General features: G+C 45.2%; 22 protein-coding genes and 2 pseudogenes. 19 read left to right on the top strand and 5 right to left on the bottom strand.

Annotated features, from left to right (window positions below; genetic code table 11):
• Positions 1 to 23 precede the first annotated feature (23 nt).
• Both KGP16_RS17710 and KGP16_RS17715 read left to right on the top strand, forming a co-directional pair.
• Positions 24 to 347 (top strand): cupin domain-containing protein, encoded by a 324-nt coding sequence (locus KGP16_RS17710; protein ID WP_021178555.1) that lies wholly within the window; start codon positions 24 to 26, stop codon positions 345 to 347.
• Between the two features lie 629 nt (positions 348 to 976).
• The gene (locus KGP16_RS17715; RefSeq protein WP_223500065.1) at positions 977 to 1,588 is read left to right on the top strand and encodes a LuxR C-terminal-related transcriptional regulator; all 612 of its coding nucleotides are present in this window, start codon (positions 977 to 979) and stop codon (positions 1,586 to 1,588) included.
• Between the two features lie 393 nt (positions 1,589 to 1,981).
• On the opposite strand, the gene KGP16_RS17720 is transcribed toward KGP16_RS17715, so the two are convergent.
• A complete protein-coding gene (locus KGP16_RS17720; protein WP_223500066.1) occupies positions 1,982 to 3,424 on the bottom strand; it encodes an IS1182 family transposase in 1,443 nt (480 codons plus the stop codon).
• Positions 3,425 to 3,784: 360 nt separating this feature from the next.
• Here KGP16_RS17720 and KGP16_RS17725 point away from each other — a divergent pair, with 360 nt between their 5' ends.
• The gene (locus KGP16_RS17725) at positions 3,785 to 6,682 is read left to right on the top strand and encodes an AAA family ATPase (RefSeq protein ID WP_223500067.1); all 2,898 of its coding nucleotides are present in this window, start codon (positions 3,785 to 3,787) and stop codon (positions 6,680 to 6,682) included.
• Between the two features lie 719 nt (positions 6,683 to 7,401).
• A complete protein-coding gene (locus KGP16_RS17730; RefSeq protein WP_223500068.1) occupies positions 7,402 to 8,946 on the top strand; it encodes a type VI secretion system tip protein VgrG in 1,545 nt (514 codons plus the stop codon).
• A gap of 3 nt (positions 8,947 to 8,949) precedes the next feature.
• Here KGP16_RS17730 and KGP16_RS17735 read toward each other — a convergent pair.
• Both KGP16_RS17735 and KGP16_RS17740 read right to left on the bottom strand, forming a co-directional pair.
• Positions 8,950 to 10,127 (bottom strand): IS3 family transposase gene (locus KGP16_RS17735; RefSeq protein WP_371822641.1). Its coding sequence is split into 2 segments (ribosomal slippage): positions 8,950 to 9,869 and positions 9,869 to 10,127, totalling 1,179 coding nucleotides; the frame shifts between segments, so codons are not numbered across the junction.
• 186 nt (positions 10,128 to 10,313) lie between these two features.
• Positions 10,314 to 11,172, bottom strand: a pseudogene (locus tag KGP16_RS17740) (IS5 family transposase).
• A gap of 416 nt (positions 11,173 to 11,588) precedes the next feature.
• On the opposite strand from KGP16_RS17740, the gene KGP16_RS17745 reads away from it, so the two are divergent.
• The 5 genes from KGP16_RS17745 to KGP16_RS17765 all read left to right on the top strand — a co-directional run bounded on the left by KGP16_RS17745 (position 11,589) and on the right by KGP16_RS17765 (position 15,826).
• Positions 11,589 to 12,185 carry a tyrosine-type DNA invertase gene (locus KGP16_RS17745; RefSeq protein WP_223500069.1) on the top strand — a complete coding sequence of 199 codons (597 nt, stop codon included), beginning with the start codon at positions 11,589 to 11,591 and terminating at the stop codon, positions 12,183 to 12,185.
• Between the two features lie 569 nt (positions 12,186 to 12,754).
• On the top strand, positions 12,755 to 13,198 hold the full coding sequence (locus tag KGP16_RS17750) for a hypothetical protein (RefSeq protein WP_223500070.1): 444 nt from the start codon (positions 12,755 to 12,757) through the stop codon (positions 13,196 to 13,198).
• The gene (locus KGP16_RS17755) at positions 13,195 to 13,530 is read left to right on the top strand and encodes a type II toxin-antitoxin system RelE/ParE family toxin (RefSeq protein ID WP_223500071.1); all 336 of its coding nucleotides are present in this window, start codon (positions 13,195 to 13,197) and stop codon (positions 13,528 to 13,530) included. Before KGP16_RS17750 ends, KGP16_RS17755 begins: the two co-directional genes overlap by 4 nt.
• 194 nt (positions 13,531 to 13,724) lie before the next feature.
• Positions 13,725 to 14,750 carry a LacI family DNA-binding transcriptional regulator gene (locus tag KGP16_RS17760; RefSeq protein WP_223500072.1) on the top strand — a complete coding sequence of 342 codons (1,026 nt, stop codon included), beginning with the start codon at positions 13,725 to 13,727 and terminating at the stop codon, positions 14,748 to 14,750.
• A gap of 152 nt (positions 14,751 to 14,902) precedes the next feature.
• Positions 14,903 to 15,826, top strand: coding sequence for an IS5 family transposase (locus KGP16_RS17765; protein WP_223500073.1), 924 nt, complete (start codon positions 14,903 to 14,905; stop codon positions 15,824 to 15,826).
• Between the two features lie 46 nt (positions 15,827 to 15,872).
• On the opposite strand, the pseudogene KGP16_RS17770 reads toward KGP16_RS17765, so the two are convergent.
• A pseudogene (locus tag KGP16_RS17770) lies at positions 15,873 to 16,142 on the bottom strand (Tn3 family transposase); the annotation flags it as partial.
• Between the two features lie 198 nt (positions 16,143 to 16,340).
• On the opposite strand from KGP16_RS17770, the gene KGP16_RS17775 reads away from it, so the two are divergent.
• The 10 genes from KGP16_RS17775 to KGP16_RS17820 all read left to right on the top strand — a co-directional run bounded on the left by KGP16_RS17775 (position 16,341) and on the right by KGP16_RS17820 (position 24,791).
• Positions 16,341 to 17,906 carry a methyl-accepting chemotaxis protein gene (locus KGP16_RS17775; protein ID WP_223500074.1) on the top strand — a complete coding sequence of 522 codons (1,566 nt, stop codon included), beginning with the start codon at positions 16,341 to 16,343 and terminating at the stop codon, positions 17,904 to 17,906.
• 418 nt (positions 17,907 to 18,324) lie between these two features.
• Positions 18,325 to 19,065, top strand: coding sequence for a molecular chaperone (locus tag KGP16_RS17780; RefSeq protein WP_223500076.1), 741 nt, complete (start codon positions 18,325 to 18,327; stop codon positions 19,063 to 19,065).
• A gap of 145 nt (positions 19,066 to 19,210) precedes the next feature.
• Complete coding sequence (locus tag KGP16_RS17785; protein ID WP_223500077.1) at positions 19,211 to 19,813, top strand: hypothetical protein; 603 nt, start codon at positions 19,211 to 19,213, stop codon at positions 19,811 to 19,813.
• Positions 19,803 to 20,387 carry a DUF4123 domain-containing protein gene (locus KGP16_RS17790; RefSeq protein WP_223500078.1) on the top strand — a complete coding sequence of 195 codons (585 nt, stop codon included), beginning with the start codon at positions 19,803 to 19,805 and terminating at the stop codon, positions 20,385 to 20,387. The genes KGP16_RS17785 and KGP16_RS17790 overlap by 11 nt, the downstream gene beginning before the upstream one ends.
• An 81-nt stretch (positions 20,388 to 20,468) precedes the next feature.
• Positions 20,469 to 20,669 carry a hypothetical protein gene (locus KGP16_RS17795; protein ID WP_223500079.1) on the top strand — a complete coding sequence of 67 codons (201 nt, stop codon included), beginning with the start codon at positions 20,469 to 20,471 and terminating at the stop codon, positions 20,667 to 20,669.
• A 51-nt stretch (positions 20,670 to 20,720) separates the two neighbouring features.
• The gene (locus KGP16_RS17800) at positions 20,721 to 21,749 is read left to right on the top strand and encodes a hypothetical protein (RefSeq protein WP_223500080.1); all 1,029 of its coding nucleotides are present in this window, start codon (positions 20,721 to 20,723) and stop codon (positions 21,747 to 21,749) included.
• Between the two features lie 35 nt (positions 21,750 to 21,784).
• Positions 21,785 to 22,669 carry a hypothetical protein gene (locus KGP16_RS17805; RefSeq protein WP_223500081.1) on the top strand — a complete coding sequence of 295 codons (885 nt, stop codon included), beginning with the start codon at positions 21,785 to 21,787 and terminating at the stop codon, positions 22,667 to 22,669.
• Positions 22,670 to 22,686: 17 nt separating this feature from the next.
• Positions 22,687 to 23,649 (top strand): hypothetical protein, encoded by a 963-nt coding sequence (locus KGP16_RS17810; RefSeq protein ID WP_223500082.1) that lies wholly within the window; start codon positions 22,687 to 22,689, stop codon positions 23,647 to 23,649.
• Positions 23,650 to 23,692: 43 nt separating this feature from the next.
• Positions 23,693 to 24,445 carry a hypothetical protein gene (locus KGP16_RS17815; RefSeq protein WP_223500083.1) on the top strand — a complete coding sequence of 251 codons (753 nt, stop codon included), beginning with the start codon at positions 23,693 to 23,695 and terminating at the stop codon, positions 24,443 to 24,445.
• Positions 24,446 to 24,521: 76 nt separating this feature from the next.
• Positions 24,522 to 24,791, top strand: a complete 270-nt coding sequence (locus KGP16_RS17820; RefSeq protein WP_223500084.1) for a PAAR domain-containing protein — start codon at positions 24,522 to 24,524, stop codon at positions 24,789 to 24,791.
• 355 nt (positions 24,792 to 25,146) lie between these two features.
• Here the strand turns inward: KGP16_RS17820 and KGP16_RS17825 are convergent, their stop codons facing one another.
• The gene (locus tag KGP16_RS17825) at positions 25,147 to 25,437 is read right to left on the bottom strand and encodes a chorismate mutase (protein WP_223500085.1); all 291 of its coding nucleotides are present in this window, start codon (positions 25,435 to 25,437) and stop codon (positions 25,147 to 25,149) included.
• Between the last annotated feature and the right edge of the window lie 88 nt (positions 25,438 to 25,525).

Here is a 25,525-nt window from a genome sequence, read left to right on the forward strand (position 1 = left end):
CACTATTTTATTGAGGAACAACCATGTTTATCTACCAACAGGATTGTGCGCTAGAAGACTTAGGAAACGGCGTGACCCGCCGCATTCTCGCCCATGGCGGCACCATGATGGCGGTGGAGGTCAACTTTAGCCAAGGCGCTGTCGGCCCGTTGCACAGCCACCCGCACGAGCAACTGACCTACGTGCTTTCCGGCCGCTTCAGCTTCACCATCGATGGCGTCACCAAAGAAGTCGCTGCCGGAGATACCTTGTACAAAAAGCCCGACGTGGTGCATGGCTGCGTCTGCCTGGAGGCCGGAACCTTACTGGATACCTTTACTCCACAGCGTGAAGATTTTCTGAAATAATCTTATGTGCTCCCGGCCATCATGCCGGGAGCATTTGGCACCCAATAAGCTGTAGTAATTCCCCCCTCCTCTTGCAGAAAATTACCCTGTTCCCCTTGCCCACACCATCAATATGCCTGCCGCCAAACCGGCCACAGACGAGAAATATCAATAATTCATATTCCAAACAATTAAACACAAACACATACACACGGTGAATACATATAGGTAATTATCAGTCATTGACCGGTAAGTTACAGGACAGTTCTTATCTTTTGATTTTATTGAAATAATGGGTAACTTATCGATAAAACCAATTGTTTTTATCATATCGATCTATTTTATTGATCATTAAAAACATCTCTGCTATCCTATGTAATATAAATTTTCAATATAAATCAATGGAATGAGTAAATCTCATAGCTTACTGCGAGTATGTCGCCTATTGCCCACATTGTGATATTTCCATCGAGTTGACAGGGAACGTTCCCCCCTACGTTGAGGGGGCGGGTAGTTGCTGGATGTGCAGTAAGAAACTCGTCCTGATTTTCAGAAAGTCGGCAAAAAACCGTGCACGCCATCGACAAGATTGCGGCTCATCTGCCAACCCGCGCACCAGATAGGATTATTACTGATTAGGATGATCAACTATGCCTGATATTCATATCTACACGGTGAGTAATGACCGCTATTTCTCCGCTGGCTTACACGCGCTGCTTAGGCACGGTGAAACCTTGCCCCACAATAAAATAGCGTTGCATGAATTACCCTTCGAGAAAGAGACATTTGAGGCTCACACCCTGCCGGAGCTGAAAAATAGCGCCTGTGATTTTCTGATTTTGGATTGCAGTTGCGGCTTTATTCATTATTACGGCGCCTGTTCCGCGCTCTATGCCGCCCTGGGGCAGGGCACGCTGGAGACCAGGATCATCTTGATGTATGAAAACAGCCTGTGCCTGACCAACCCGGATATGTACAACCATTTTATCACTCTGGATAAAAATGCCTGCGTAGAGGATATCTTGCTAGCGATATTCCCTCGCCAAACGGTGCAGGATGAGTTTGATGCCGAGGTAGAGGAAGCCACGAGCCGGCAGTATCTGACCGGCCGAGAGCTGATCGTCATCAACGAAATCTACAGCGGTGCACAGCCTGATGAGATCGCCAAAAAGCTCAAGCTCAGGCTAAAAACCATCAACTGCTATAAAAACCGGGCGATGAAAAAGATCTGTAGTAAAAGGCCTCAGGATTTACATCTTTAGCCTCGTCATCATCGCCAGCAGGATAGCTGTGGCCTGAACCTGCTGCAAAAATGTCAACCCACCATTCGCCCTCCCCCGACAAGGAGGATCTCTCAGAGAGAGGTCTGGAGCGGACATAACGATATCGCATAAGCTTTAACAGTACCCTCTCCGCCGTTATCTGGAACTCTTGTTACTTCTAGACATTACCAGATCCGACAGTCTGCTCAGTGCCCAGGCTGTGTAAAAACTCGGTTTTTACAGTTTCTGAGTACTATCCTCAGTCAGGGATGCAAGATATTCCTGATATTGACTGTATTCGCTGTGATTTGTATGTAGAGGCAGAACGAGGCTTTTGTAGCTTGATATGGAGTGCTAATGGCTTGTTATTAGGGGCTAAAGCGGCCATTCCCGCTAGTTGCATTGTTCTCGCAGCTTAATGGCCAATCCTTCGGTACCCCAGATGGACATCATCCTTTTCAGGTTATAAGCCAGCACATGCAGACTAATTTCTGTGCTGACGTTTTTAAACCGTTGCGTCAGGAAGTGAGTCGCTCCCATCCACATTTTAATTGTCCCGAACGGATGCTCTACCGTCTGCTTTCGCACGACAGCTGTTTGTGGCGATGCGTTAAGCCTGGCTTGCATGTCTTCCATTTCTGCTTCATGAACCCAGCGCCTTATACGTCTCGGATCGCGTTTTGATGTGGTGCACCTTAACCGCTGACTGCAATCGCGACAAGCAATATTGTTAAAGTACATTTGCTGCTCTAAACCATCCTCAACCACCGTAAATCTGTTCTGAAGCTCGCTACCCATCGGACAAATATAAATATCTTTTTCCTGGTCATACTTGAACAATGAACGATTGAAAAGACCTTTGCGGTCAGCGCCAGAGGTATCGCCTTTTGGTACTAAGGCTATGGCACCTAAGTCCTGCGTTGCTTTAATATCACCCCGGCTGTAGTAACCTTTATCAGCCAGTACGGTAATATCCGCTTTGCCTACAGCGTTTTGCGCTAATTTTGTCACCGCTGTTAGCTGCCCACGGTCTGGTGTATTCGTTACTTCATGCGCAACAATCAGGTGATATTTAGCATCAACGGCAGTCTGAACGTTATAACTAACCTGGCGGTTAACATTGTTTATCTTCATTAGCCGGGAATCAGGATCTGTCAGTGACAGCTGCTTATCAGGGTGCTGCACAACGGCCTGCTGGATTTGCTTGAGTTCTTTCAAGCGCTTTTGCAACCATGCCAATTTTGCAGCGGTTAAGCCTGCATTTTTTTCGGGCCCCGCCGCCTTGTCAGCTTCATCGAGCTTATTCAAGTAAAGAGCGATACTTTGCTCAACCCTTTCGATGTGGCCTTTTGTTTTCTGGGGCGTGAAGTTGTTCGATTTGCTGTTTACCGCCTTGAACTTACTACCGTCAATGGCAACCACCACATCGGTGAACATCTGCATCTGCCGACACAGATCAATGAAAGCCCGGCAAGCATTTTTGATGCCTTCGCTATTGTTTTTTCTGAAGTCTGCAATGGTTTTAAAATCAGGTGTTAATCGCTCAAGCAACCACATCAATTCAACGTTACGATGGGCTTCTTTTTCTAACCTGCGGGATGACTGAATGCGGTTCAGGTATCCATAAATGTACAGCTTCAACATGGTTGCGGGGTGATATCCTGGCCGCCCGGTTTGTTTTGCATTAACGCGTTCGAAGCCAAGTGTATCAAGCTGTAATTCATCAACAAAGACATCAATAACCCTGACAGGGTTGTCTTCTGTGACAAAATCATCCAGCACTTCAGGGAGCAACGTCACCTGATGTCTGCCTTGACCTTTAATGTGGTGAGTCATATCTGCACCCGCAACATTTAATCGTATGTTTTTAATTTTATTAAATAAAGTAGGTTAGCGCATGGGTTTATCAAGAATGGTTGATCATATAAAACCACTGCTTAGACCAAAAAGTGATCAGCAGTTTTCACACAGCCTGTGCCAGTAGCGGAAGTTTCTAAAATGGTCTGTACTAACCAAAGGGAAGTATGTCAGCCGTGATTTGCCATGAAAGCAGGATTACTCATAAAAAATGACGTCATCCCTATTTCAGTTGTCTCAGAAAGATGCGATAACAGGTTGTAAATCAAACAGCAGAGCATGAAAATTGAGATAAACGTCACAAATCAGAAATTTTCAATACTCTTATTGGGGCTAAGTATGAGCAGAGAAAAGGCTTTCGAAAAGTTCAAGGAAGTTCAGGAACGGTATATTGCTCGAAAAGATACTCTTTTTGAAGCAAATGAAGCTGAAAGCCGCTTACTGGTGATAGATGAGATCCTAAATATACTGGGTTGGAATAAAGAAGAATTTACGCCGGAAGCGTATTGCAGAACAGCGGGGTATGCCGATTATATACTAAGTACGGAAAGAACACCTCGCCTTGTGGTTGAAGCCAAAAAAATCGGCGTGACCTTCGGACTTCCCAAAAACACCTTAACCTTGAACGAATACTCTGTCGCCTATCTTAAAAAAGCATTCAATAAGAAAATTTCTGAGGTGATCGATCAGGCACAAAGATATTGTGTCGAAAAAGCGGTTCAATATGCATTAATCACAAATGGTGCAGAGTGGTTTGTTTGCCCAATGCTGCCAAAAGCAGGTAAGACAACTGACTCGATGAAAGGCGTTTATTTTGGGAATATCTTTGGAGATGAGTTTTCGTTTGATCTCATGTATAATCTCATCTCTAGGGAGAGCACAGAAAAGAATAACCTGGACAGCTATCTCTCAGAACTGAATCATGTACCGTCAGAAGTGTGTTACATGCTAAAAGATCATGTTCATGATTTCATTTGGGATAGTAACAAAGACAATCAATGGATCGATGATTTTTATGAAAACTTTTTCTCCCAAATAACAGAGAAAAATCAGCGAAAAATGCTGGAGCACTGCTTTGTCAGTGACTCTAAGTTGGATCAGTTTAAAGGAGAAATAAAAAGAGCGTTAAAAGATTCAAAACCCAGTTTTCTTCCGAATGATGCGTTAGACCTCTCACCTTCTGAAGGTAAAGAATTCATCCTAGAGCATCATACTGGTAAAGTTATCATCATTACTGGTGCCGTTGGATGTGGAAAGACCACTCTGGTGACTAAATGTTTAGTAGAAGCAAGACAGCACAAGAACATATATGCAACCCCAATCATCATAGATTTGATAAATGACGTATCAAAACATAGCATTGATGTGAAAAACATCGTATTCAATTATCTGCATGACAAGATAAAAAACGAGTATGAAAACGAGTTTACATTAGATGAACTACGCATCACATTTTCGCATGAAATTAAAGTGTTAAAAAACGGCCCCTACAAGGATATTTTTTCCAAAAATCCAGAAATGTTTATGGTCAAAGAAGCTGAACTACTGGAGAAGGAAAGCGCCAACCGGCAGAGTCTAGTATTAAAAATTTTCCAAAAACGTGTCAAGGAAAATAAATCCGTTATTATTGTGATTGATAATGTCGACCGAGCTTCTGAATCGTTTCAAGAGGAAATTTATGCTTTATCTCATTTAATAACCCAAGCATCGGGTGCAACAGTCATCATCACACTCAGGGAGTTCACCTTTTTTAAGAATAAAGATAAAGGCTTTCTGGACGTTAGGCCAGAAGACAAGATTATTCATCTCAAATCACCGGATTTTAACAAACTAATTTCGACTAGGATAAAGTATATTAAAGAATGTCTGAGTGAAGACTTTAGGATTAGAGACTGGAGAAAAAAATATCAGCTTCAAGATTTCTTGGGTAAAATGAATTTCTACGCTGATGTGCTGAGGAAAAACCTTCAACTGTCGAATGAAAGTATGCCCATTCTGGAAATATTATCTTCCGTGTCTTGGCATAATATCAGAAATTTTTATCAATTGATTAAACACGTACACTACCAATTGGGAAACGAGTCAGCATGGCGTAAAAAGGATGTTATCTCCACGCTCACCTACCATCCCGATCACACGGAAAAAGCATATATACCGAATGTTTACCTACCCTATCAGAACGTAAACCAGTGCTACTTCCTGAAGTTAAGAATACTCTATTTTCTGAATGATGCAGTTTCTCCCGGCGAAATTGCAAAAGGAATTAGCCTTGAAAGGATAATCCGTTTCGCATCACTTTACAGTTATAAAAAAGACTGGATTAGCAAAGCAATTGAGAGTTCGGTTAAAGAAAGGATTATTGAATGTATTGAACTACCCTCTGACAGCGACTTCAACATAGAGTACACAGTTAGCTCGGCCCATACATTTCGTATATCGCCTTTAGGTACTTGTTTGATACTCGATATCTGCCATACATCAATTTACCTGTCTTTAACTTCTCTTTATTTGCCTTTCCATGAAAAAAAACCTTATAACGAAGCAAAACAAGAACTCACCAGGCTGATTAATGCGATTTATAATGATAAGAGTATTAATACCAATCATGAGATTATTGATCTGGTCGAAGAAAGTCTGATGCCAGTTATAATATCAAAATATCTGTCATCAGAGTATTTAAGAGAAAAACTGACTTTATCATTACTGAGAACTCAAACAGACGTACTCTTAACGGAAAAAAGTATAAACCGACTGGTGGCATCGTTCAGTCGTAACATAGGTAACAACGACGAGTTTACCGCTAACCGTGAGAAAAGCGAACACGGTAATTTATCCTTCGATTTCGGCGATGGAATTGAAAAAAACAGCGTATCCGATGAAGAGATAGACATCCCGCCTTCATTCAAGCCATTATCTCTTGAAAATGTCATGTCCTGCGGAAGTGAGTATATCCCTCTCATCTTTGTCGCCCTGGTGATTCGAGCCTATCTTGGTTTTGAGACCAGCATTGGCATTCAGATTACAGAAACAATTAACGATCACATAGTAAATGATGACAATAAAAAATATACAAATAATGTTTCACGCGCGCTGCGTTCTAACTCTCTAATCAAACAAAAATGGTTGCTGATTAGGACGGATTTGCATCCTAAGTTCAGGAAGTTTTCACTGAGCAGCACCTGGCAGTCAGAATGGATTGAAATATTCGGTGAAGAACCGCCAGACATCGAAATTTGACGCAGGGCTAAGGAGAAAATTGTGCAATTAAACTGTAAAAGTGAAATTGAGGATAAGTCGATAGTAGACCAATTGACCCACTCCCCGTGGATCCCAACGTGACAACGTTAGTATTACAACTATGTGCGAACTTCCGCTTCTCGCTCATAGCCGACGCGGTTCCGCCCAGTGGACTGGCCAGTTCCAAAAGCAGACTTTGTAAACACTACCTCTAGCAAATCAATGGGGGGAGCATATCCTCTGCTCCTTACTCCAACGAACTTCCCCTACGCCATCAGTACTGTTTCCTCAGCCAGGAACTAGCAGCGCCTACCAAATAGGGCTTTAGTAGCGTTGGATAGGACTTTCGGTAGCGATTGGACAAGCTTGTATCTGTAAGCTGTTCAAATGAATTAAGCCTATCGGTTGTTGGAAGTGAGCGCTCAACACTATTCAACAGATAACCGCCACCTACCGGGTTTGGAAGGAAACCGGTAAAAAGTGAATTTAGCTATCCCATTCTTGAATGCTTGTGTTGAAAAATGAAGCCATTCACTGCCTGAAGTGATCATTTCCTATCAGAGAAATTTCCCGATCTCTATGAGGCATAACCGTGCTAGCTCTCACTAAATGAACAAATTCAGGTTGTTGCCATTTTCCACATGCATTAAAGTATCTTATATATTATAAATATTTTATTTACATAGATTGGAATGTATTCACGCCATCAATAAGGAAATATGAATATGGATGCGAGTGGCCTGCGGTTTACGTTAAGTGTGGGGAACCTGCCATCTAAAACCTTCGTGGTATCAGGTTTTACATTGCACGAGCAATTTTCCGCACCTTTCACGCTTGAACTGGAGGTTGCCAGTGCCAGCCCCAATGTGGAGTTCCGTTCAATTCTAGACAATACAGCCACGCTGACCATTTGGCGTGAGACAGAAGTACAGCGTATCGTGAATGGCATTGTTACTTCCGTCGAGCAAGGCGATTCAGGACTTCATCAAACACGTTACCGACTCAGTGTGCGCCCCGCACTCTGGCGAGCAGGATTAAGACAAAACTCCCGCATTTTTCAGCAACAGGGTTTTCTGGAAATTCTTGAAACCTTGATGAAAGAAAATAAGATCAGTGACTATGCCCATGCTTTTCGCTACAAGCATGCACCCAGAGAGTTTTGTGTTCAGTATAATGAAAGCGATCTGGATTTCCTTCATCGAATGGCAGCAGAAGAAGGCATCTATTATTTCTTCGAGCATGAGAATGACAGGCACACGCTGGTCTTTGCCGACGATAACATCATCGTGAATGACGGACCGACGCTACCCTACTACCCAGATCAACAACAAACCTCACTCGATGAGCTTTGCATCACCACCTTCAAGCGCCGGGAAAGTGTGCGCCCTTCGGACGTGTTGCTGAAAGATTACACCTTCAAAAATCCCGAATGGGCAGCAGAGTATCGCGACTATGCTCGAGATGATGAACACCAGTCCACCCAGTATCTGCATTATGATTACCCTGGCCGCTATAAAAATACCGGCCCGAGCGGGGAAAAGTTTGCCCAGTGGCGCATTCAGGCATTGCGCAATGACGCCCATCAGGGCGAAGGGGCGAGTAATTGTCCTGCCCTGCAACCCGGTGTGCGCTTTACCCTGGAAAACCATCCACTAGACACACTGAATACCCGTTGGCAAATCACCCAGGCCATCCATACCGGGCAACAACCTCAGGCTCTGGAGACTGTCTCGGGAGGGCAAGGTACAACCATAACCAGCCAGTTTGCATTTATTCCCAACGACCAGACGTGGCGTCCGCTTTCACTACCCAAACCACGCATTGATGGTGCGCAGATTGCTATTGTCACGGGTCCATCCTCTGAAGAAATCTATTGCGATGAGTTTGGCCGGGTCAAGGTGCGTTTTCTTTGGGATCGCTCAGGGAAAACAGATGATACCAGTTCCTGCTGGGTACGGGTATCGCATCCCTGGGCAGGCACCCAGTGGGGGATGTCAGCCATTCCGCGCATTGGTCATGAAGTGATCGTGGAGTTTCTGAACGGCGATCCCGATCAACCGGTGATTATCGGGCGTACTTATCATGTCAACAATCAGACCCCCGGTGACTTACCCGCAACCAAAACCCAGATGACGATACGCTCCAAAACCCATAAAGGCGAAGGGTTCAACGAACTGCGTTTTGAGGATGAAAAAGCGTGGGAAGAGATCTACATGCATGCGCAAAAAGATCACCGTACAGAAATTCTCAACGACCAGTTGTAGTGGTCAAGTAAAACTGGCCACGGTTTTATAAGCTGCGTGGTATCTTCTCTCTGACTCGTCAGGTGTCAGACCTCCGTTGTATTGATGAGGTCTGAACGTGTTGTAGTAACCCGTTATGTAACGAGTGACTTCTCGTTGAGCTGTTTCCGCTGCACTGTAGCCTCCTTCAGGTATCCATTCGCTTTTCAGGCTACGGAAGAAGCGTTCCATCGGGCTATTATCCCAACAGTTTCCTCTCCGACTGACGCTCTGTTTTATCTGCTTTTTCCAGAGCCGTTGCCGGTACCTCAAGCTTGTATACTGGCTTCCCTGATCCGAGTGGAACATCACCCCCTCTGGCTTATTACGACTTTCCCAGGCCATTTCCAGGGCGTTAATGATGAGCTCTGTATCCGCAACCGACGACATTGCCCAACCCACTGGCTTACGGGCGAACAGATCCATCACGACAGCCAGGTAACTCCATTTCTGTCCGGTCCAGATAAAAGTGATATCACCGCACCAGACCTGGTCAGGCTCCGTTACTGCGAACTGGCGCTCCAGTATATTTGGCAGACTCGTGTGCTCTTGAGTCGATTTTCTGTAGGCATGTTTACCCGGCTGGCAGCTACTCAGGCCCAGCGCTTTCATTATCTTGCTTGCCCGGTATCGGCTTAACGCAAGCCCCTCACGGGTAAGGATATCCGCAAGCGTTCTGGCACCGGCAGAACCGTTACTGAGGCGGTGTATGCGACGAACTTCGCTATGGACTCTGACCCGCTCTGGATTGATGACATGCCGCCTTTTTGCCCAATATTTATAGCTACTGCGGTGTATTTCAAAAACATCGCAGAGAAGGCTGACGGTGTGACTGCTTCTGAGTTTTTCAACTAGCGAGAACTGTTCAGGGAGTCTGACATCAAGAGAGCGGTAGCCTTTTTTAATATGGTGTTGTGTTCCTCCAGGCGACGAACCTGCTTTTCCAACTCACAAATACGCTGCTGTTCGGCAGTCAGTGGCGAGGCTTTAGGTGAGACCCCTTCACGCTCCAGACGGAGCTGTCTTGCCCATGATTCGAGAGCCGATGTGCTGACATTCATAGCTTGGCTGGCTGCACGGAATGAGTAGCCCTGGTCAAGGATAAGTTGAGCGCATTCAAGTTTGAATTCAGCAGAGAAAGTCCACCTCGTTTTGTTAGTCATTTTTTCACCTGTTTAGTGGTTGAGGTGATGATATCACCTCTATTCAGGTGGCCAAATTCACTATGCCACTACAGGAGGTGATAAACTTATCGTCCCCCTTTGCTGAAGGAGTAGCACATGAACCCATTCAAAGTGGCGTTGGTGCATGGATAGGGCAAGGTTGCCATTTCCCTTACCCACTGACATTTAGGCGGTTTTAGCCTGCTTGCGGACAGAGTGAGGCCGTGCCACTGACAGCAGGCGATTCTGTACCGCCACCCCGATGGACACCTCCGTCTGTTGCGCCGCAAAACCCCGGGTACGTAGCCGTGAACCTATGAGGGTTTTGTAACACCCCATCATCGTTTCCACCAACGCCCGTTTGCCATATCCCACGCTTGCCTGCCAGGCCAACCGCCCCTTTTCCTGTATCAACGCCAGGTGGCGGTCACGCTGCCCCAGTGGGCCTGTGGTTTCCTCGGAAACGGCTGTTGAACGCGGAGGGAGCGCCACCCTGATAGTCTCGCCGTGCTCGGCAATGGCGGCATAGGTGGGGCGCCCGTCGTATGCCCCAGTATGCTGAAGTTATCCGCATCGACAGCCAGATGAAGCTTGCACCAACCCCGTCGCGATTTTTCACCGTGCTTTTCCTGCAGCCACTGGCCAGCCCCTAAGACTTTCAATCCGGTGCTGTCGATGAGGACATGGACGTCCCCCTCTGCGGGGAGTCGAGGCAGTGGGGGTAATACCGCCGCGCGCCGACTGACGGTGGTGTGATCGGGAACAGCGAGAGGGAGTCCCATCAGTCGAAGCACGGACATCATCAGGCCTTCAGCCTGGCGTAGGGGGAGCAGGAAGGCCGTGCGCAGCATGAGGCTGGTTTGGATAGCGAGGTCAGAGTAGCGAGCCTGTCCACCGGGTGTGGTGGGCGTCTGCCTTCCACTGACGAGTCGCCCCTGGTGTCACCCAGAGCGTCAGGTTGCCGCGTTGTTTGAGGCCAGTTGGCGATAGTGTATTTTGTTTTGGCAATGTGGTGCCGTTTTTTGGCATTGTATTTATGTGGCATTGTGAATGGGGTGATTCCACATCCAAAATCGGAGATTTTACACTGCAACCAACACATTAAATACTTGACCCGTGGCGAATAATAAACATATCATCCAAAAGATAAAAATAGGCAATATCCATAAAACATATCAAAACAACCTCCTCGAAGGGAGGTTTACTTTTCGAATTCAGAGAAAATGCACAAAAGATCATCGATTGGTATCTCACCATTTCAGATGCTGGAAAAGGCATCTTCAAGTTAACTGCGTATAGTTTTTATAGTGATTGTGTTTTTTAGGTTTTCTTTGTTGTTAGTTAGGTTTTTGGTTAATTTTTTGTGAAAAATCAACCCAAAAAAGAAACAAAAGCAATAAAATATCAATATTAATTGATGTTTTAATCCACGCATTATTTTTTTTGCAACAGGATTTAATAATGAAAAGGAAATATTTAACTGTGGATGAAGTGAAAATTTTATTACAAACAATTTCACTTGATATGATTTCATTTCGCGATTATTGCATGGTCAGCATGGCTTTTATTCATGGTCTTCGGGTCAGTGAGTTAACCGCTTTAAAAATTGAAGATTATGACCCATTATCTCAAAGAATATATATTAAACGACTTAAGGGAGGGTTAAGTACTAGCCACCCATTGTTACCTCAAGAAAATATCGCTCTTCAAAATTGGTTAAAGGAACGGCAGCAATTTCCTGGTAAACAATTACCATGGATATTTTTATCCCATCAAGGTAAGAGGCTTTCACGTCAGCGTTTTTACCAGTTGTTACGTTTTTATGGACAAAAAGCTTGTTTGCCATTAAATATTCATCCGCATATGTTGAGACATGCATGTGGTTATAGCCTCGCTGAGTTAGGTAACGATACTCGACTTATACAGGATTATCTTGGGCATCGAAATATAAGACACACTGTATTATACACTGCTTCAAACGCTGCCCGTTTTAAGAGTGCATGGTCAAAAAATAATGCAGGATTATACCCTTTTGATTTATTATTTGGTGATGGATAGTGATGCTGATTCATTGTTCTTGATAAGTGATGAGATACCTAGCAACGATTTTATCATGTTTTTTCTGGGGCTATTGAATAAATCGAACTTCTGGTTTTGAAGTTCAGTGGCATTTATGCCTCACGCTGGAGAATTATACGGATTTTAGCCCTACAGTTGACGCTCCAGAGCGGCATCGGGAAGTTTGAAATTCCTAGACGTCTAGACGTAAGTTCCTAGACGTCAAGTAGGCTAAAACCGCCTAAATGTCAGTGGGTAAGGGAAATGGCAACCTTACCCTATTCATGCACTAACGCCGATCCCGGCATAGATGTCATTTTCTATGCATCTGGATTTTAGTCTGTAAATCGATGAGCCGATCTGCAATTTGTGTCAGCCCCGCATGAAGGAGTTGTACGCCGCAACCGCCGAAACTTACGCCATAACCGATCTTCTGTTGAATCAGGGCGTGTAATGTGCGGTTATGGTAAATACAATCAGCGGTTTTCTGTTGATTGTTGTGCAATTTACAATTAATTGCAATAATAGTATCTATTATTTGCACTGCAACATCATCAGAGGGTTGTTTTATGGTAACAGAAACTATCGATCACACCACTCTGCACCGTCTGGTTGAGGCCGGTGCTGTCCGGGCAGCACACGTAGTGGGTACACCCGGAGGGTGGGCGCTGACAGTGAAGTTCGGGTTAAAAGAACGTCCGCTGGCCGCGCAACGCAGTCGTCAGATCCGATTATTCAAAAAGCTGGAAACGCTGGTCAGTTATCTGAAAAACATCGGGATCGCTCAGTTTGAAGTTGATGCTTCTAACTACAGTCCGGAGAGTCAGAACAGAAGTACACGACCGGACAGGTCGGAAGCGCTTAAACGGGCACATGAAGCAGTGGCTTACAATGTGTGGTTCCGGGAACAGGTTCAGGCATCCATCGACGATCCTCGCCCTCCAGTGTCTAATGAGGAAGCCAGACGGCGCTTTGCTGCCCGGAAGAATGCCTTGCGTAAGGGGGGGGCATGATGCGTCTGGAATGGAAACCAATGGCCCTAACGGACAGAGAAAATATCATGGACTATATCAGCCAGGATAACCCGCGGGCTGCAATAGCCCTAGATGATGAGTTTGAAACAGCGGCAGAGCGAGCCTGTTATAGCCCTGACATGTACAAGGCAGGCCGGATAAAAGGCACCCGAGAACTGGTGGTCAGACCTCATTATATTTTGATTTATCAGACCGAAGGGGATGTCCTGACGGTTTTACGTGTCCTTCATGCAGCCCCCTGCCTGACGGAATTTTCGGCGGTTGCGGCGCACAACCCCTATATGGTAGCTCTATATAGCAATTTAATATAGTCTGTGGATCATGCAATATAGTTAGTTTGTCGATGGCGGGAATAACTGTCGTATTGATAAGCATTTCTACTTACTGTTCCAGCCTCACGGAAGGCAAAGCTGCCGCAGAGCATCTAAGGATGCTAACGGCCTGAAAAATGATAAATAAACATCAGCAACAGAGATGTTAAAAAGAAAAGTGATCACAAAAGACGATGAGAAAAAAAAGTAAAGTAACCATGAGCCATATTGCCGCCAGAGCTGGAGTTTCGCAATCAACCGTATCATTAGTGTTGAATAATTCCTCTAGTGTTAAACTAGCTGACGCAACAAAGGAACGGGTACTAAGCATCGCTCAGGAAATGGGGTATGTACATAAAGCCGCCGCGCATTCGCCAACAAAAGAAAAAATAGCATTAATTATCAACGGACTTATCAACCACGATCCTTTCATCGAAGCGATCAGTTCGGCTCAGGAAATCGCATGGCAGCACGATAAACTGTTGGTCATCTTCGATCAAGAAAATGATCCTGAACATATTATTGCGTTGGAAGAAGAAATAAGCAAGGGGGGCTATATAGGGGTAATTTATTCATCTTGCATGACTCGCCAATTACGCCCCATTTTTCATGACGTTTCATTACCTATGGTGATATTAAATGGTTCTTGCCAAGAACGCCCTGATATTCCATGTATTCTACCAGCCGATAAAATAGGCGCTTATAATGCGACCCATCATTTACTACAGCAAGGGTACCAGCGTATTGCGATCCTCGGTGGTGAATTATGGATGGATGCCGCGAGCGATCGTATTGACGGTTATCGTCAGGCATTAATTAATTATGATATCTTCCCAGATGAGCGCTACATCCTGATTACTAACTGGTCGTTAAAAGAAGCGTATAATAAAACGCTTGAGCTATTAGCCTTATCTCCCCGACCAGAGGCTATTTTCTGCAGTAGTGATTATATTGCTTTGGGCTGCTATCAGGCCATTTTTTCTCAAGGGTTACGTATTCCAGATGATATTGCTGTAGTGGGATATGATAACCAAAGTCTCGCAACTGAATTAACGCCGGAGTTAAGCTCGGTTAATCTACCTTATAGTGATATGGGGGAAATAGCGGTTCAGACATTGTTAAATATTATCAATCAACAAGCGATACTGTCGGTAACAATGAAAGTAGAAGGTGAGTTGATTATCCGCCAGTCATCAATAAAAAATAACCGTGAAAATTGAGTTTGCCGGTTCAGAAAAGACGGTTATCCAGCAGAGGGAGTTTAAAACCGAAGGCCCCATTCCAAGTTGAAATGGCTTTGTTGAATAAATCGAACTTTTGGCCGCAATCAGGATCAGATCACCACATTCCTGCCCCCCTCTGGCGGTATCCCTTGGCAAAGCAAAAGTTCAAAATCACCAACTGGAACGCCTACAACAAGGCTCTCGTCAATCGGGGCTCACTGACATTCTGGCTTGATGAGTCGGTCATCCATGCCTGGTACGACGAGCCAAAAACCTCTTCACGAGGGCGTCCACAACGTTATTCTGCGTTAGCTATTTCCACCGTACTGATGCTCAAACGCGTCTTTCGCCTCACGCTACGTGCCGCTCAGGGCTTCATTGATTCCATTTTTACGTTAATGAAGCTCCCGCTTCGTTGCCCGGATTATTCCTGCGTCAGCAGACGGGCCAAGTCGGTCTGCATTCCTTTTAAAAACCCCACGCACGGTGAGATTGCCCATCTCGTTATCGATTCCACCGGCTTAAAAGTTTTCGGCGAAGGCGAGTGGAAGGTTAAAAAGCACGGTAAGGAAAAGCGCCGCGTCTGGCGAAAACTACACCTCGCCGTGGACGCCGATACCCACGAGGTTATCTGTGCTGACCTGTCACTGAACAACGTGACTGATGCGGAGGCATTCCCGGGTCTTATCCGGCAGACCCACAGGAAAATCAAGGTGGCTTCAGCAGACGGTGCTTATGACACAAAGCGGTGCCATGACGAGCTAAGACGTAAGAAAATAAAGGCGCTGATCCCACCGCGAGCCCGCGCAGGTTACTGGCCAACGGAGTACGCGGACAGAAATCAGGCGGTAGCGAGGCAGCGGCTTACGGGGAGTAACGCCTACTGGAAATGGAATACAGCTTACAACCGGCGGTCGGTGGCGGAAACGGCGATGTATCGTGTAAAACAACTGTTCGGCGGGCATCTTACGCTGCGTGACGATGATGCACAGGTCGGAGAGGCTATGGCCATGATCCGTGCCTTAAACAAAATGACGCGTGCAGGCATGCCAAAAAGTGTACGGATTGCCTGAGAAAACGACTGATAGGGGTAGTTTTATCTAAACCCGATTTATTCAACAAAGCCCCAATTTCCCTCAATGCTTTGGCAAGTCCGTTTTGCTTGGGGTAGCTGGCAAGCTTTTTCAGCATCAGGGATACCGTCACTGTTCCCTGCTTTATCGAGGTTGCCAGACGCAGAACTTCACGCCAGTGAATTTCGATCTCTTTCAGATTCAGGCTGGTCGTTGATATCAGTGACTGAAGCGCCGGGTATTGGTCCGCTTTCCCTTTGATAAACAGCTTTTTATCGTGGAGATCCCTGATTCACGGACAGAACGCAAACCCTACCGCTTGAGCATCATAATTCCGTAAGGTCCGCAAATGCTCCTGCTGGTTCAGAAACTGGGCTTATATCCCAATTTTTCACTGGTAAATATGAATTTATCAGTAGTAAAACCTTAATATTTGTATGTGTATAAAGGGGGGCTACCTTACGCCGATAGCTAATGAGAGCGAGTATTTTATCCAAGACAAGGCAAGGAAACTATGTTTAAAAATCTAAAAATCAGGACAGTGCTGTTACTGCTGCTAGCAGTATTTGCCATACTTCAACTCATCGTTAGTGGCATGGGAATATATTTCATTAATCAGAGTGATAAGGAGATTAACTTTCTTGAGACAACCGCAAGGGAGCAGAAGGCGTTATCAGATTCCCGTGATGCCGTGTTACGCCTACGGTCAATTATCGATAGTACGTTTATTCAACTGACTAACCGTATGCCTGTTGATATTCCTCAGGTGGTAAAGGACTTGCGTCGTGAGTTGCAAACCTCACAGCAGCATTTTGAACTATTTATGAAGATACCCGGACTAACCATGGAACAGCCTGAGTTGGATAAAATCATGACCGAGGCTCAGAGGGGGCAGGTTGCAAGCGCTTTAACCAATATTGGTATCCTTGAGAATTTTACTACTCCAGAACAACTACAAAAGAGCATGGCGGACTATCAGGATTTCCGGCAGAAGGCACGTAATGGATACGACGAAAAATACAAAAATTATGAGCGGTTGCGTCAGGATAACATGGCCAAGATCAGCATAATCAGTACGGCTTCTTATCGCATATCTATTTTGGTGATGTGTGCGACTTTGGTAGCAGTTGTCTTGCTATTCTTGGCTGCCTATGTTGGTCTGGATCGTATTCTGGTGAAACCCTTGAATAAGGTTTCTGGCTATTTTGATAAAATTGGTAAAGGCGATCTCCGCCATACTATTGAAATAGAGAACAATAATGAAATTGGCAGGTTATGCGCCTCGCTGCAAGAAATGCAGTATGAATTGATCGAAACGGTTAAATCAATTCGTGACGGTGTGGATTCTATCAACATCGGTACTCACGAAATTTCTGCGGGTAACACCGATCTGTCGAGCCGAACCGAGGAACAAGCCTCTGCATTGGCGCAGACCGCCGCTAGTATGGAGCAGATTTCATCGACTGTTAAGCTTAACGCTGATAATGCTGGGCAGGCTTCGTCGATGATCCAAACTTCTGCCACCATCGCCAATGAAGGTGAACAGCAGATGAAAGAAATGACCAGCAAAATGCATGAGATTAAAACCAATGCGCAGAAGATGGGCAGTATTATCAGCGTCATTGATAGCATTGCCTTCCAAACCAATATTCTGGCGCTGAATGCGGCAGTGGAAGCCGCACGAGCAGGTGAGGCCGGTCGTGGATTTGCCGTGGTTGCCAGCGAAGTCCGTAATCTTGCTCAGCGGTCAGCGCAATCAGCCAAAGAGATTAACAACCTGATTTCCGAATCTTCTCGTCATATTCAGGAAGGTGCGGAGCTGGCGGATAAAACGGGGGCGACCATTGCAGAAATGACTGGAACCATCACCAAGGCCAGCACGATGATGGACAGCATTTCCTGTGCCTCTGAAGAACAAAGTCGTGGCGTTGAGCAGATCCGCATTGCCATCACTCAGATGGATCAGGTTACGCAGCAGAACGCCGCCTTGGTAGAGCAGGTAGCAACGACGGCAAGCAATGTGGAAGAGCTGTCTGGCTCATTGAGTAATGCAGTGGCGATATTTCAGCTCAGGGATTAGTGAAAAAATCACCTAAGCAAACGGCGATTAGCGTCAATAAGTTCGACGAAAACCGGATTTAAATACTAGGTGTTCTAAAAACCAAGGAGCGAACCAGAGTGACGCCGGCGGTAAGTGAAATCGGACCATCTGGCGCACGCGCTGAAGGCAACGGCGTTTTTGGAATTTGGCGAGTAATGGAACAGTAAACGCCGCGAAATAACCATTTTAAGTAGGTCCTGTAGAAGAATTTATGCAGAAAAATACCAACCTAACAAATGAGCTCAACGATTGCGGGTAATTCCTTCAAGAGCATGTTCAATATCAGCAATTATTTTTAGCCATAAATAGTAGTGGTGAAAACGGATTCATTCCTTACAGGCGTTTGTAGTATAGCAATGACAACTCGCACACTTCAGAAAGATAAAAGATAATCATCATGTTGGAACTGAATAACACATTAAATTACACCTTGTTGGCAACGACGTGTTTGGTCACTGTACCGGCACAGTCGGCAGTCTCTTTGGATGGAACCCGCGCCATTTTCAATGGCGGGGAAACGTCAATGATGCTGAACGTCAACAATGACAACAAGCAACAGCCTTATCTGGCACAGGCGTGGTTGGAGAACGACGCACAGGAAAAAATTCTCACTGGACCGTTAGTGGTAACGCCGACATTGCAACGCATTGAACCGGGTGCTAAGAGTTTGGTGCGTGTAGCTTCGACGCCCGCTATCAGTACCTTGCCGCAAGATAGGGAGTCGTTGTTTTATTTCAATCTACGCGGAATTCCACCTATAAGTGAAAATGAGAATGTTGTACAGATAGTTTTGCAGACCAAAATAAAACTGTTCTATCGCCCTAAAGCTATTGAGACGAAACTGAATGCCATTTGGCAGGACCAATTAGTGCTGAACAAAGTGGCTAACGGTTACCGGATTGAAAATCCGACGCCGTATTACGTGACGGTGATTGGTTTGGGCGGAACGGAAAAAGAAGCGCAAGAAGATCATTTTGATGCAGTAATGCTGGCGCCAAAGTCTGAACAAACGATCAAGGCCAGGAATTACATGATGCCTTACTTAACGTATATCAATGATTACGGTGATCGTCCAGCGCTGAAGTTTCAGTGTGCTGCGAGCAGTGGTAGGTGTTTGAGAGTAATGGGAATCAAATGACAGTTAAGAGATGGCCGTGACGCAGAGTTAGTGTTGTTGTATGCTTCGCTTTTTGGATGACTGATGACAAAGATTGATGTTGTTTGTCCCCGCTGCACTGAAACTCATGGCGTTATCCACGTCTCCGTCACGCGGGGCGGTCTCGATGTTAAGCACGGCGTATGGCGAAACCTTTTCTTTAAAAAGAAGGCCGTGGTTCCACTCTATCGGCCACAACCGTACCAAATCTGTCGGCGTTGACCAACAGGAAGAAATCGGCCAGGACAAACGCACTAACGTGGGGCGAGATCATTTTGAAACCATAGGTAATAACGCTGTTATCAGGGTAATGAAAGATCAGGAAATACAGGTAGAGAACAACCGTACTTTGGTCGTCAACAGCTCGAAAAAGAACGTTATTTATGCTGATTCCATTGAGCAGATTGGGGGTAACAGCCGGCTTGAAATTGAAGGCGTCTACGACGAGATAGTGAAAAGCAAAATCTTCTCTCGCTCTCCTACTTACATTATGCATGCCGACCAAACCATCACATTGGCAGGCCCCGGAGGCAGTATCACTATTGATTCCAGTGGCATTACCCTCAAAGGGAAGCAAATTATCTTGGCTGCCCCCAATGTAGAAGTTAAATCTGGCGGTGCGGATCAGATAGAAGCACTTACCGCGATGCTGCAGGAAGGTGCGCCATTCTGCGAGATTTGTGCCAAAGCGAAGAAAGCGGCAGAAGAGGCAGCTAAAAATGGTCAGTAACAATCAACGATTGCGCCGCATAGCGTTGCCTGACGATGCCAACGAAGCACAAGCGATAATCAAAGAGACACTGTTTGGAGAAGTGGCCCCCTTCTCTACTCAGGGTAGAGAAGTGATCAGTGAATCTTCCTCGGCCCCATGTCATACCTACGCAGTGATTGATGCGTTGCAACGTTCAGATATTGCCGTCCTGCTGGAGGCTTATGAAACAGAATGGAGCTGCTTATGGAAGGGAGACAGCGCAGAACGTTTTGCCTTTCATGCCCCTTATCTGGTTCACCTGGAACCAGAAAGTGACTTCACCCAATGGTTACTGGCTGAAGGATGGGGCAAAAACTGGGGGATTTTTCTGCGCAGCTACTTACCATTACCCGTAGTGAGTCACCACTTGAGAAAATTCAATCAGGTCTATGACGAGGTTCAGGCGCGTTGGCTTATGTTCCGCTACTACGCCCCCAATACGGTGAAAACACTGCTGCCTTTTTTACCTGCCCAAACCTTTATTGAGTTTACTGATGGACTCACTCGGGTGATTGCGGAAGATCTTGATGGCAGGCAGATTGTGATTATCTGAGTCCAGTTGGGGACAAGGCACTTGATATGAACCGAGCAATATTACTGCCCGTCAGTACGCCACGCTAGGAGAGCACACGTTATGGGACTGGAACCAAAGCCAATTTGGCAAAAGACTGCGATTGACAATACCTATGTAAAAAAACCGTCCTTTCCAAGGCTGCAAAACTACCAGCAGCCAGCGGCTGTAACCACCGCAAGTTTCCCAGATGAGCCAGTCAGCCAACAGGTTCAGACAGCACCTTGTCAGGTACTGGATTTTATCCTGCAAATTGATGATTAAAAGGAGGCGGAGCAGGCATTCAAAAACATAGCCAGCCCACTGGATATGGTCATGGAAGAGCTCCCCGACCCGCAGGATCCCACAAAGTTGGCACAGGAAGAAGCCTTGCCCATGGGCGCATCCTACAGCTCACTGATGGCGCATATAAAGAATAATAGCCAAGCCTCAAAGCCAGAAGCAATACACAAGGTTGCGCAAGAAATCAGTAATATGGATCTGTTGTTTGACAAAGTGCGCCAAAAAGTGGGTGAAAAAGAGTTTGCCACGTTTTTAGCCCTGTTCTCACTGGCTAGCCGCACGGAAGATAACAAGGGAAAATGGAATGTGACCCTGAATGGCAAAAAAGTGCCTATGAAGAGCGCCCAGTTTAAGGTGACCTTCCATCAGCGGCTTGACCATACTGTTTATGTTGTCGGTAGGTCACCTATCGCGCCAGAGTACGGTGATAATGTGTTTCGGCGTGGAACAACATTTTGCAATGACAATTTTGAAATCGTTGTCGCACAAGAATTCACCGAAACGGTCATGAGCGGACTTTATGTCGGCAAGCCCTCACCCGTATCGAAGAAAACGCTTGATGAACTGGCCGACTTGCTGATCGATACAATCTATCAAACGGTGGATCTAAACAATACCGTTGATTGGTGGACAGACAAAACATTAACCGCGGTTGAAATCCTCATCACTGTTGCAGCTATTGTCAGTGGCGTCGGAGCGGTCGTTGCAGGGGGAGCAAAACTGATCCGCGCTGCCTATATAGGGATGATCATTCTGGAAAGCAGTAATGCCACCGATGCGGCTGTGCGTTTTTTAGGCGTTCGAGAAAAAGGTTACAACCCGCTGTTAGAAGCCGCCAAAATGCTGGATAAACAAACGGGTAATAACAGCCGTATGATTGAATACACGTTTCACGGTTTGAACATGATGATGACTTTCGGCAAACGTCCGTCGACGAAAATTTTGACAACGCTGGGTTCAGGTATCGCAGGGGGAGGCATGACCTATGTATTACAAAGCGGGACGTTGACGCAAAAACCAGTAGAGTCTTATGAAAAAGCAGCCTCTTTAGGAGGGCAATAGCCTGCTCTAAACTCGTTAATAAGGGATAACGAATTATGGCATCAACACCAAAAGTCATCATGGAAATAGTGAATAAAGAGAAGGCTGCTAACCATGCTGTTGCTGAACGATTAAGATTACAGCATCATCCTTCGATGCGAGCTATCACTAAATTTTTCACTGAGAATGTGCGTGGAGCAAAGATTGAGTTTTTAGGCCCACTTCCCAATGGCTCAACGGTGATGCGTATTTTGGCCAACACTAAAGAGCTGACTCAAGAAGGAAAGCTTTTAAAAGCGCATGTAGAAATAAACCTGTCGGGTAAAGAACTGATGGAGTATGTGCAGAAAAAAGAGTTTTACCAAGGCCTTGCTACACTTAAATTAAACCAGTACACGGGTTATATTGCAGAACAGCACATCATGAACTTTGCCCTTCAAGGTGTATTACATGATAAAATGTTCTTTAAGGTCGGAGGTCGAGCTACTGCGCAATCATTTAAAAGCTTTAGTGGTAAAACGATACTGAAAGATAAAGTTTGGGCAATACAAAATAAAAGTGGACACGGTGTGGATTTTCTTTGTGAAGTCATCCCAACACCTCCGCCACCGCGGTGGATCACCTTGGATGCCAAAGCAACATTAAGAGGAGGTTTTACTGATCATGGTACACCAAAGGGACCATCGTTGAGTGATGAACAGAAAGATCCTTTCACAAACTTATTAAAACATTTAAAGGATGCAACTTCTGACTTCCGCGGCCTTAATCGCTATAATCTCACACCAGAACAATTTAAGGAGTTTAGAAAAATCATAAAAGAAATAGGCAATAATCCATTGGAACTAAAAGGATATGTTGCAAATGTCGGTTTGATAGAAGGTTTTAATCTCGCAGAAAATAAAAAATATAGTACAATGATTGTTTGTAATGAGATAAAATAAGAGTGAGGAAAATAACAATGCCTAATTTAAATGAAATTGAAAAATATATAATCATCGGACAGATTGTAAAGAGTGAAAAAAAAGATGAATACATCAATAATATTGAAAGTGATATCGTTGATGACATTCAAGATAGTTTGGACTCAGGAAAGGAGAAGATTTTATCATTCACTGCGACTTCATTAGATTTAGGTAAAAGTCTTTATGGTACGGTTTACCTTAGTGATGTATTTACAACCCCAAATAGCACATCAAATGAATTCTTGTGCAAATATTACATGACATCAATTGCCGGCATTTTCTGTGACTATTATAACAATAAAAATGAACGATTCAATAATGGCTTGGCCTATCAAGGTGAAATGCTATTGATGTCATTCGCTTGTAATAGATTTGATTTAATCGAACATTGCTATCCGAAAATCAAAGAAAGTCTACTAAATGGTAAAATGAGTAAATCATTGGCATGGGGAGGGGATGGCGAAGGAAACATTGTTCCGCCAACGCCTCAGAGGCTAGGTGTTCTTGCTATTGAGATGATGGCTAGTGAGTATAAGCAAACCATTGACTGGCATTCAGTTAATATTCCAACAGACCCTTTCTATGTACGTTTCTGTCAAGAAGCGCTTTATGAAAAAGATGAAAGCATTGTTAAAGAGTGGATTATGGAGCTTTGTGATAACCATCTGAAATGGGTATCATTATTTTTGGATAATAACCAAAGTAGTATTACCGGCCATGAGATTGAACAGCCAGTGTTATTACTTTGGCCTTTTGAATATCAGGCAGTAAAAAACTTCCGGGCACGTCATGGGTTAACCACACCAGAAATTGCTCATCCGTTGTTGAAAACCCCGATGGCTATTGATCATCGCCCCGATTTCAGCCAATGGCATAAACCGGAGTGGTTCCAGCCTGTTATGGACAAATTAAAAGAAGCTAATCCAGCGTTGGCTTTCTTGCCTGATTTATTTAAGTAATTGACTTAACGGTCCTTACAACAGCCACCAGAGGTAACGAAAAATGAAAATAACGTCTGCTATGCATGACACTATTTATGACAATCGAACGCGGGATTTCGTTACCAATGGGGTAGAAAATCTCTCGGCTAACTTCTCGACCTTGATAGCCATGCATAACATCACAGAGGAGGCTCTGGCACAGGCAGTCACACAGAGTTATCAGTGGACTGAGGACAATGGCCGCCCAAGCCAATTGTTGGCAATACGGGTATGCTCAGCCAGGCTCTGTTTTGGTTCTTTCTTCATGCAAGATAGTCGTTTTCACACTTTAAAACAGATTGTCCTGCAAGAGTTGAATGCTCTCTACTTAGCTGATGATGATCCGATCCATGGCTATCTCGTTGAGTATCAACAAGATTGGACTCGGGATTGGTTTGAAGAACAGATGTCACTGATCCTCAGCATTGTAGTACCCCAACATCAGCCAGAGACCAACCAACCTCAGTGGCATGATCCTTCTCTGGCAATCAATAAACTCTTTGTCGCAGAAGGGAGAAGCTATATGCCCGCTGATTTCGCAGAGTTCTCTGCGATGTATCAGGCTTTGCACAAGATCAGCACCCAAGCCCTGCCAGTTAACGGCGATGATCATGCCCACCTATTGCTAACCATTGCCCAATATTATGATGGGGCTTATTGTTTCAATGATCCTCTACGCCCACGTTGGCACAACTGCTTGGCGGCAAAAGAGATCTCCTTGAGGGTTTATCATCTCCAACAATGTTTCATGCAATGGTCAAATCAAATAGTGTGATGGAAAAGTGCTTACCTTTGTTGGAAACCCGGTTCATACCTATCCGTAGAAAAATCACTCAGAGAACAGGATTAACATGTCTAAACCATTGATTGTACTTGGCGATAAAACTGATCATGGCGGAGTTGTTACTACTGCCTCTGCCTGTTCAGGCTTTAAAAATCAGGGTGCCATGGTCGCCTGTGAAGGAGATACCGTCGTGTGCCCACAACATGGTTCTACAGTGATTGTTGGCCATGCTCAAGGATTTAGCGTTAGTGGTAAAAATGTCGCTCGTGAAGGGGACCAAACCAGTTGTGGTGCACGTTTGATAGCTAGCAGGCATGGCACAACTCATTCTGGATAACGGGTAGCATTACGCTCCCGTAGCTATCTCCCCGAGAAGGCCATAGCTATAGAGAATAAAACGATATTTGTAACGTGATTTATGAACCTGAGATCAACTATTACCTTTATCTGCCGGAGTCTCTGCATCAAGAGGCCGATCGCCTGATCCACTATTTGAAGCATTTCCCGTTTGAAATGACTTGTTGCCCAAGTGCGGCTTCAAGTCGCTTCGTTTGGACGACCGGATCAGCAAACAAGACAAAACCATCAAAACTATCGATGCCGACGCTGTGATGCCGGACTCAATCGTTTGTCTGGAAATATACCCGCATGCCCTTGTTGTTCCGAACCTATTCGCAATGCCTTGGCCGAGACTACTTTTGTACCAGAATTCGGTGCTGTTCCAGCTCATAATCAATAAATGCGTTAATCATCGTACGGTAAACTTTCTCAATAATGTCTTCGGGGAGTCCGACCACCGCGGCTTCTGCCCTGACCTTGTCAATGACCCTCTGAACCCTGTCAGGCGCGCGAACAGCATCCTGATCTTTTTTGAATCCAGCGGCTGCTTTCACCAACCGACCACGTTCGGCAATGAGTGAAACAAGTTGGGAGTCGATGCCATCTATGGCCTTTCTTACGTCTTCGATAGTAGAAAAATGCACTCTTGTACTCCATAGCTAGTTCAGAAGTACACGCTATCATAGCTATCGATGTCTGTCCTACCCTTTTTAAGCTTCCTATCGGGTCCTG

Source organism: Serratia sp. JSRIV006 (genome assembly GCF_019968685.1).
GTDB lineage: Bacteria > Pseudomonadota > Gammaproteobacteria > Enterobacterales > Enterobacteriaceae > Chania > Chania fonticola_B.